At 74.4% G+C, this 7,967-nt stretch carries 6 protein-coding genes and 1 pseudogene; 5 read left to right on the forward strand and 2 right to left on the reverse strand.

From position 1 onward, the window contains the following. Nucleotides 1-466: pseudogene (locus tag ABD308_RS37450) on the reverse strand (ATP-grasp domain-containing protein); the annotation flags it as partial. Nucleotides 467-813: 347 nt separating this feature from the next. Here ABD308_RS37450 and ABD308_RS37455 point away from each other — a divergent pair. Then, nucleotides 814-2,235 (forward strand): family 2B encapsulin nanocompartment shell protein, encoded by a 1,422-nt coding sequence (locus ABD308_RS37455; RefSeq protein ID WP_344345140.1) that lies wholly within the window; start codon nucleotides 814-816, stop codon nucleotides 2,233-2,235. A 65-nt stretch (nucleotides 2,236-2,300) separates the two neighbouring features. Beyond that, nucleotides 2,301-3,350 (forward strand): family 2 encapsulin nanocompartment cargo protein polyprenyl transferase, encoded by a 1,050-nt coding sequence (locus ABD308_RS37460; protein ID WP_344345143.1) that lies wholly within the window; start codon nucleotides 2,301-2,303, stop codon nucleotides 3,348-3,350. 66 nt (nucleotides 3,351-3,416) lie between these two features. Here ABD308_RS37460 and ABD308_RS37465 read toward each other — a convergent pair whose 3' ends face one another. Then, entirely contained in the window at nucleotides 3,417-4,457 is a 1,041-nt protein-coding gene (locus ABD308_RS37465) for an NAD-dependent epimerase/dehydratase family protein (RefSeq protein WP_344345145.1), read from the reverse strand. Nucleotides 4,458-4,671: 214 nt separating this feature from the next. On the opposite strand from ABD308_RS37465, the gene ABD308_RS37470 reads away from it, so the two are divergent. From ABD308_RS37470 to ABD308_RS37480, 3 genes are all read left to right on the forward strand, one after another. Beyond that, nucleotides 4,672-6,006 (forward strand): DUF1254 domain-containing protein, encoded by a 1,335-nt coding sequence (locus ABD308_RS37470; RefSeq protein ID WP_344345147.1) that lies wholly within the window; start codon nucleotides 4,672-4,674, stop codon nucleotides 6,004-6,006. A 25-nt stretch (nucleotides 6,007-6,031) separates the two neighbouring features. Then, complete coding sequence (locus ABD308_RS37475) at nucleotides 6,032-7,372, forward strand: DUF1254 domain-containing protein (RefSeq protein ID WP_344345149.1); 1,341 nt, start codon at nucleotides 6,032-6,034, stop codon at nucleotides 7,370-7,372. A gap of 171 nt (nucleotides 7,373-7,543) precedes the next feature. Next, nucleotides 7,544-7,967 (forward strand): GAP family protein (locus tag ABD308_RS37480; protein WP_344345151.1); only part of this gene is annotated, 424 nt, incomplete at its 3' end.

Here is a 7,967-nt window from a genome sequence, read left to right on the forward strand (position 1 = left end):
AGGCGGTGAGGCCGGCCGACTCGATCCGGTCGACGGCGGCGACCAGGTCCCCGGCGGTGCGCACCAGCCACCACGGCGGGGTGGGCAGTCCGGCGTCGGCCATCGCCGCGTAGCCGTCGGCCTTGCTCTCGAAGGCGGCGATCGCGGTGGCGGGCGGGCAGGCGAGGGCGGTGCCGGCGGCCTCGAACTCCTGCCGGTGCAGCGCTATCGCGAGTTGGTGCAGCCGGGGCACGAAGACGTCGACGCCTTGGCGGGCGCAGTGGTCGAGGGCGTAGGCGACGTAGGCGTCGGGGGTGAGGTCGGCGGGTTCCAGGCCGGCCGTGTCGGCGGCGGCGAGGACGGGGGAGTCCGGGTCGACGTGGGTCGCGTGGATCCGGACCGGACGCGGGGCGGCGCGCAACTGTTCGATGAAGAACACGTTCTCGGCGTACGTGCGGTTGAGCCAGACGGTGACGGGGGCGCTCACGGGGCCTCCCAGGGCAGGGGTGAACGAGGGAAGGGCTGTCTCGCGGCCGCGCTCGTCCAGTGGCCCGTGGCCCTTTGAGGTGGCACCTTAGCGGCCCCGGGCGCGGCCCCGTACGCGGGGTGGGTCCGCGGAGCACGGGCCGGGAGGTGAACCGGACCATCCCATTCCGGAAAAAATTAGATCACTTGATCGAATTGATATCGATCAGACATTCTATTCGTACTATTTTTTCGGTTATCCCGACCACTCGAAAGAGTGATTGCGGCGGCCCTCCGAATGGGACCACCATGATTGTTGCAAGTTGCAAGGCGACACTTCATCGGGTACGGGCACGCGAAGGGCTTCCTATGTCGACCGAAACCAACGTCGGTATTCCTGCACCGGGCGGTGAAGCACAGGCCCGGGAGCAGCAGAGTCTTGCCACCGCCGCCGCGCGGAACCTCGCGACGACGACCAAGTCCGCGCCGCAGATGCAGGAGATCAGCCCCCGTTGGCTGCTCAGGACGCTGCCCTGGGTCCAGGTCTCGGCCGGCACCTACCGGGTCAACCGCCGGCTGCGCCACGCCGTCGGCCGCGGCCGGGTCGGCTTCGACCGGACGGGCGTCGAGGCCCGGATCCTCGCGCCGACCCTGCGCGAGGTGCCGGTGCTGCGGGGCTTCCCGGACGACGCCGTGCTGGAGGAGCTGGCCGGGCGCTTCGTCCAACGCGAGGTCTCCCCGGGTGAGGTCCTGGTCTCGGCGGGGGCGCCGATCGACGAGGTCTTCATCATCGCGTACGGAAAGCTCAGCCGGCTCGGAACGGGCAAGTACGGCGAGGAGGCCGTCGTCGGCTCGCTCGCCGACGGCGACCACTTCGGCGACGAGGTGCTCCAGCAGGAGAACGCCACCTGGGCGTACGCCGTCCGGGCGGACACGGCGGGCACCGTGCTGTCCCTCCGGTGGTCCGCCTTCCAGGAGCTCGCCGACCGCTCCGAGGCGCTCCAATTGCAGGTCATGGAGTACCTGGCCGGGTTCCAGCAGCCGCAGAACAAGCACGGCGAGGCGGCCATCGACCTCTCCGCCGGCCACCACGGCGAGTACGAGCTGCCCAGTGCCTTCGTGGACTACGAGCTCAAGCCGCGCGAGTACGAGCTGAGCGTCGCCCAGACCGTCCTCAAGGTGCACACCCGGGTCGCCGACCTCTACAACAAGCCGATGAACCAGACCGAGCACCAGCTCCGGCTGACCATCGAGGCGCTGCGCGAGCGCCAGGAGCACGAGCTGGTCAACAACCCGGAGTTCGGCCTGCTCACCAACGCCGACTACGACCAGCGCATCCAGACCCACTCCGGCCCGCCCACCCCGGACGACATGGACGAGCTGCTCAGCCGCCGCCGCGGCACCAAGCTCTTCCTCGCCCACCCGAGGGCCATCGCCGCGTTCGGCCGCGAGTGCAACCGGCGCGGTCTCTACCCGGACACCGTCGAGGTGCAGGGCCGCCAGGTGTTCGGCTGGCGCGGGGTGCCGGTCTTCCCGTGCAACAAGATCCCGATCGTCAACGGGAACACCACCTCGATCCTCGCCATGCGCACCGGTGAGGACAACCAAGGTGTCATCGGCCTGCACCAGACCGGAATTCCCGATGAAGTCGAGCCGAGCCTCTCGGTGCGGTTCATGGGAATCGACGAGAAGGCCGTCATTTCCTATCTGGTGAGCGCCTACTACTCCGCCGCGATCCTGGTGCCGGACGCCGTCGGCGTTCTGGAGAACGTGGACATCGCGCACCGCTAGGGCCGACCGCGGCAGGGCCGGCCCGGTCCCGGGCCGGCCCGCCGCACCACCGAGGGGGAGGACCCATGGGAATGTTCACGCTGGAGCGCGACCATCGCGAGGGAAACGAGGCGCGGGACGTCCTCGCGCGGGCCCGCACCCTGGTCGACCCGGTGCTCCGGGCCGCCGTGGACTCGCTGCCCGGCACCATGCGCCGGGTCGCGGGCTACCACTTCGGCTGGTGGGAGGCGGACGGCACGCCGTCGACCGCGTCCTCCGGGAAGGCCATCAGGCCCGCCCTGGTGCTCGCCGCCACCCAGGCGCTGGGCGGCGACCCCGCCGCGGCCACCGCCGCCGCGGCGGCCGTCGAGCTGGTGCACAACTTCACGCTGCTGCACGACGACATCATCGACCGGGACGAGACCCGGCGGCACCGCCCCACCGCCTGGCTGGTGTTCGGCACCACCGAGGCCATCCTGGCCGGGGACGCCGTGCACTCGCTGGCGCTGCGCCTGCTCGCCGAGGACGGCCACCCGGCCGCGGGTGACGCCGTGCGCCGACTGGCCGACTGCGTGGTGGAGCTGTGCGAGGGCCAGCAGATCGACTGCGCCTTCGAGCAGCGCGACGACGTCTCGCTGACCGAGTGCCTGGCGATGGCCGAGGCCAAGACCGGCGCGCTGCTCGGCGCCGCCTGCGCCATGGGAGCCCGGTACGCGGGCGGTTCGGAGGGGGCCGCCAAGGCGATGGACGGCTTCGGCCGGGAGATCGGCCTGGCGTTCCAGCTGATCGACGACCTGATCGGGATCTGGGGCGACCCGGCCGTCACCGGCAAGCCGGTCGGCGCGGACCTCCTGGTCCGCAAGAAGTCGCTGCCGGTGGTCGCGGCGCTGGGCTCCGGGACGCCCGACGGGGCCCGGCTCGCCGAGCTGTACGCGCTGGAACGGCCCCTCACCGGCGAGGAGTTGGCCAGCTGCGCGGCCGCCGTCGAGGGCGCCGGCGGCCGGGCCTGGGCCCAGGGCGAGTCCTGCGACCGGATGGCCGCGGCGATGACCCAGCTGGCACTCGCGGTGCCCGAGCCCTCGGCCGCCGACGAACTGCTCGCGCTCGCCGAGCTGGTCACCCGCCGCACCCACTGAGCCGGACCCCGCCGGGGGAGCGGGGCGCCTCCGCTCTCCCCACCGGGCGGGACCGGGTCCGCCCGGTCAGTGCACCGGGGCCGGCGCCTCCAACAGCCGCCGCTCCTTCTCCGGCTCGATCCCGTGCAGGATCCGGCCGCGCTTGCGCCCGTCCGGCTCCGTGTCGTCCGCCGACCCGCGCCGCCGCAGCCACTCCCAGGTGTCCCGGGCGGTCTCGGCGAAGGGGCGGCACCGCAGCCCGGCCGCCTCGGCCCGTCCGGTGTCGGCCAGCCAGGTGGCCGCCGACTCCGGGGCCTCGGGCAGCCACAACGGCAGCTCGCTCCACGGCTGGACGCGGTCCGGCCCCTCGGCGGTCAGCGTTCTGTCCGCGACCCAGACCAACTCGGTGTCCGGGCCGCCGGCCAACGCGGCACAGCCCGCCAGGAACTCCCCGTAGGTGAGCCGTCCGGCCGGCGCCGTGGTGATGAACCGGCCGGCCGTGCCCGCCGTCAGCAGGTCCAGCCCGAAGGCCGCGAAGTCCCGCACGTCGATCAGCTGCATCGGCCGCCCCGGCTGCCCGGGCGCCAGCACCCGTCCGCCCCGGGCCATCCGCTCCAGCCACCAGGGCAGCCGACCGCCCTGCTCGTACGGGCCGATCAGCAGTCCGCTGTTGAGGACCAGCGCGCGCTCGGCGCCGAAGTGCTCCAGGACGGCGCGCTCGCAGCCCGCCTTGAGCGCGGCGCTGAACTCCTGCCCGGGCGGGGTGTCGGCGGGGCACGGGTGCGGCGGGGAGGTCTCGTCGACCACCCGGGCGGGCCAGTCGGCGAAGGCGTGGACGGAGGAGATCAGGGTGTAGTGCTCGGCGCGGTCGCGCAGCAGCCGGGCGGAGTGCGCGGCCTGGGCGGGCTGCTGGGCCGAGGTGTCGACCACGGCGTCCCAGCGCCGCCCCTCGGCCGCCCGGGCCAGCTCCTCGGGCGCGTCGCGGTCGCCGCGGAGCGCCTCCACACCGGGGAGGTCGGCGGCCGTGAGGCCGCGGTTGAAGGTGGTGACCTCGTGGCCGCGGGCGAGCGCTTCGGAGGCGAACGCCCGTCCCAGGAAGGACGAGCCGCCGAGCAGAAGGATCTTCATACCGGAAAGGCTGTCCCGGCCCCTTCCCCCGCATGCCGCCGTTCGCCCTGGGCGCAGGCCGCCGTTCGCCCGGGCGGGTCCGACCGGCCCACGGCGAGATGCCGACCCCAGGGGGCCCGCATAGCATCCGACTCGTACCGAATCGCACCGATCGGCGACGACCGGTGCCGATACATCCACCCGGCACGTCCGTCACGCAGGGGAGAGCGGCACCATGGTCAACCCGGCACTCGTGGACCCGGACACCGTCCGCGCGACCGCCGCCGAGGCGTGGGTCCGCGGCTACCCGATCCTGCAGAACTACCGCACCCTGTACGCCCAGGCGCTGGACGACGCCGACCCGCGCCACGTGGGAGGCTTCGGCGTCTTCCGCCACTACCCGCGCCCCGCCACCCCGGCGGACACCGACGTCGTCACGCCCAACAACGACACCCCGTACTCCTGGGCCTGGCTCGACCTGCGAACCGAACCCTGGGTGCTCTCCGTCCCCGCCACCGACCGCTACTACGTCCTGCCGGTGCACGAACTCGACACCGTCTACGCCGGGTTCGTCGGCACCCGGACCACCGGCCGGCAGGCCGGAGACCACCTGGTCGCCGGCCCCGACTGGCACGGCGAGCCCCCGCCCGGCGTCACCGGCGTCATCCGCACGACCACCCGGCTGGTCGGCATCCTCGGCCGCACCCACCTCGACGGGACCGCCCCCGACGCCGTCGCCGAACTCGCCGAGCTCCAGCGGCAGTACCGCCTGCGCCCGCTGCACGAGTACACCGGCACGCCGGAGCCCGAGCCCGCCCCGCAGCCGGTCTGGCCGGTCTGGCGCGACGAGGTGCTCGACACCGTCGAGTTCTTCGCCTTCCTCGACTTCCTGCTCGGCTTCCTGCCCGCCGAGGCCGCCCCGCCCGCCGAGGCCGACCTGCGCGGCCGGCTGGCCGACCTCGGCATCGACGGCCGGGGCGAGTTCGAACCGGCCGCCCTGCCGCTCGCGGTCCGCGCCGAGATCGAGCGCGGCATCGCCGACGGAAAGGCCGAACTGGCGAGCGCCGCCGCCCGCACCGGGTCCTCCGTCGGACTCTTCGGCACCCGCGAACAGCTCGGCACCCGGTACCTCGACCGGGCGGTCGGCGCGCTCACCGGCCTGTACGGGCTCCCCGTCGAGGAGGCCTGGTACGGCGGCTGGCAGGCCGACAGCGCGGGCCACCGCCCGCCCAACGCGAGCGAGCGCGACTACCTGCTGCGGTTCCCGCCGGACGCGCTGCCGCCCGCCCGCCACTTCTGGTCCGTGACCATGTACGCGCTGCCCGGGCTGCACCTGGTCGACAACACCCTGGACCGGTACTCGATCGGCGACCGCACCCCCGGCCTGGTCCGCGACCCGGACGGCGGCCTCACCCTCCACCTCCAGCACAAGCGGCCCGCCGACGCCGGGCAGTCGGCCAATTGGCTGCCCGCCCCGGACGGCCCGTTCACCGCCGTCATCCGCCTGTACGGGCCGGACCCGTCCGTGCTCGACGGCCGCTGGACGCCGCCGCCGCTCACCCCGCGCTGACCCCGCCCGGAAGGACGCCCGCCCCATGAACCAGCCCGAGCTGGAGGCCCTGGCCGCCGACGCCTACGTCTACGGCTACCCGCTCGTCGCCGGCCTCACCACGATCGACCGCTTCGTGCACGGCGGCCTGGGCGTCCTGCCGGCCACCCCGTTCAACCGCTTCGCCCACGCCACCCGGCTGGCGGGCCCGGACGACGACTTCGTCTCCGTCAACAACGACGTGCTCTACTCGGTCGCCCAACTCGACCTCTCCGAGGGCCCGCAGCTGCTGCACGTGCCCGACACCGCCGGCGCCTACCACGTGCTGCAGTTCGTCGACGCGTGGACCGACAACTTCGCCTACCTCGGCAGCCGCGCCACCGGCAGCGCGGCCCGCACCTGGCTCATCGTCCCGCCCGGTTGGCACGGCACCCCGGCCGACCCCGACCGGGTGATCGCCGCGCCGACCACCGTCGCCACCGTCGTCGGCCGCCTCGCCTGCGCCGGACCGGACGACCTCCCGCGCGTCAGCGCCCTCCAGGACGGGCTCCTCCTCGAACCGCTGGAGCCCGGCGGGGTCGCCGCCGGACTGCCCGCCCCGGACCCGGACGTGCCCGAGCGGCTCGCCTTCTTCGAACGGCTCCGGGTCTGGATGGCCGCCTACCCGCCCGCCGCCGCCGACCGCGACTACCAGCAGCGGTTCGCGCCGCTCGGCCTCCTCGACCCCGGCCCCTCGCCGTACCGCGCCGCCGCCCCCGACTGGACGCTCACCCTGGCGACCGGGCTCGCCGCCGGGCGCGAACGGGTCGAGGACGCCACCAGGACGCCCGAGGACCACCCGCCCGGTGAGTGGCGCACGGCGCTCCACCTGGTCGACCACAACACCGCCTTCCTCGGCCCGGGCACCCTCGACGACCCCGAATGGCGGATCCCCGACCGCCGCGCCGCCTACCTCAGCCGCGCCGCCGCCGCCCGCGCCGGCCTCTGGGGCTGCCACGCCTACGAGGCCCTGCACGCCGCCACCACCGACGACGCCGACGGCCGCCCCCTCGACGGCACCCACCCCTACACGCTGCGCTTCCCGCCGGACGGGCTGCCGCCGGCCGAGGAGTTCTGGTCCCTCACCGTGTACGGCCTCCCCGACCACCGCCTGGTCGCCAACCCGGCCGCCCGCCACTCGATCGGCAGCCGCACCCCCGGCCTGGTCCGCGACCCGGACGGCGGCCTCACCCTCCACCTCCGCCACGAACCCCCCACCGCCCCCTCCGAGGCGGCGAACTGGCTCCCCACCCCCGCCGGCCCGTTCCGCCCGGTGATCCGCCTCTACCGCCCCGGCCCCGCCGCCCTGGCCGGCACCTACCGCCTCCCGCCCCTGCACCGGGCTTAGGCCCGCTCTTTCGGATCACGCCAGGCGGCCGCCGCCGGAGCACGCGCCTCCGGACCGCCGACGCACGCTCCCCGCTGCCCGCCCATGGGCAGGAAGGGCCCGTCAACGACGCCCAGAGAGGACCCGGGCCGCCACGCCGGGCCGGGTCCGTCCCCCCAGGAAGGAAGCGCGATGGGCGACGCCGTCGGCCGGATGCTGGCCTCGGCCGCGGGCATCGCAATCAGCCCGATGGCGCTGATCGCGACCGTCCTGCTGCTCGCCACACCCAGGGGCCGGGCCAACGGGGCGTCGTTCGCCGCCGGTTGGACGGCCGCGCTGACGGCGGTGACGGCCGTCGTGGTGGCGCTCGGATCCCGGCTCGCCGGGGACACGGTGGCCCCGGACTGGTCGTGGTGGTTCGAACTGGCCGTCGGCGGGCTGCTTCTGCTGCTCGGCGCGCGCCAGTGGTGGGACCGCCCGCGCGAGGGCCGGGTGCACGGACCGCCGGCCTGGATGCGGACGGTCGACCGCTCCACCCCCGCCCGGTCCGCCGCCCTCGGGGCGACCCTGCTGGCGACCGACCCGAAGAACCTGCTGCTGGCCGTCGCCGCCGCCG

Source organism: Kitasatospora putterlickiae (assembly GCF_039527695.1).
In the GTDB taxonomy this organism is placed as follows: Bacteria; Actinomycetota; Actinomycetes; order Streptomycetales; family Streptomycetaceae; genus Kitasatospora; species Kitasatospora putterlickiae.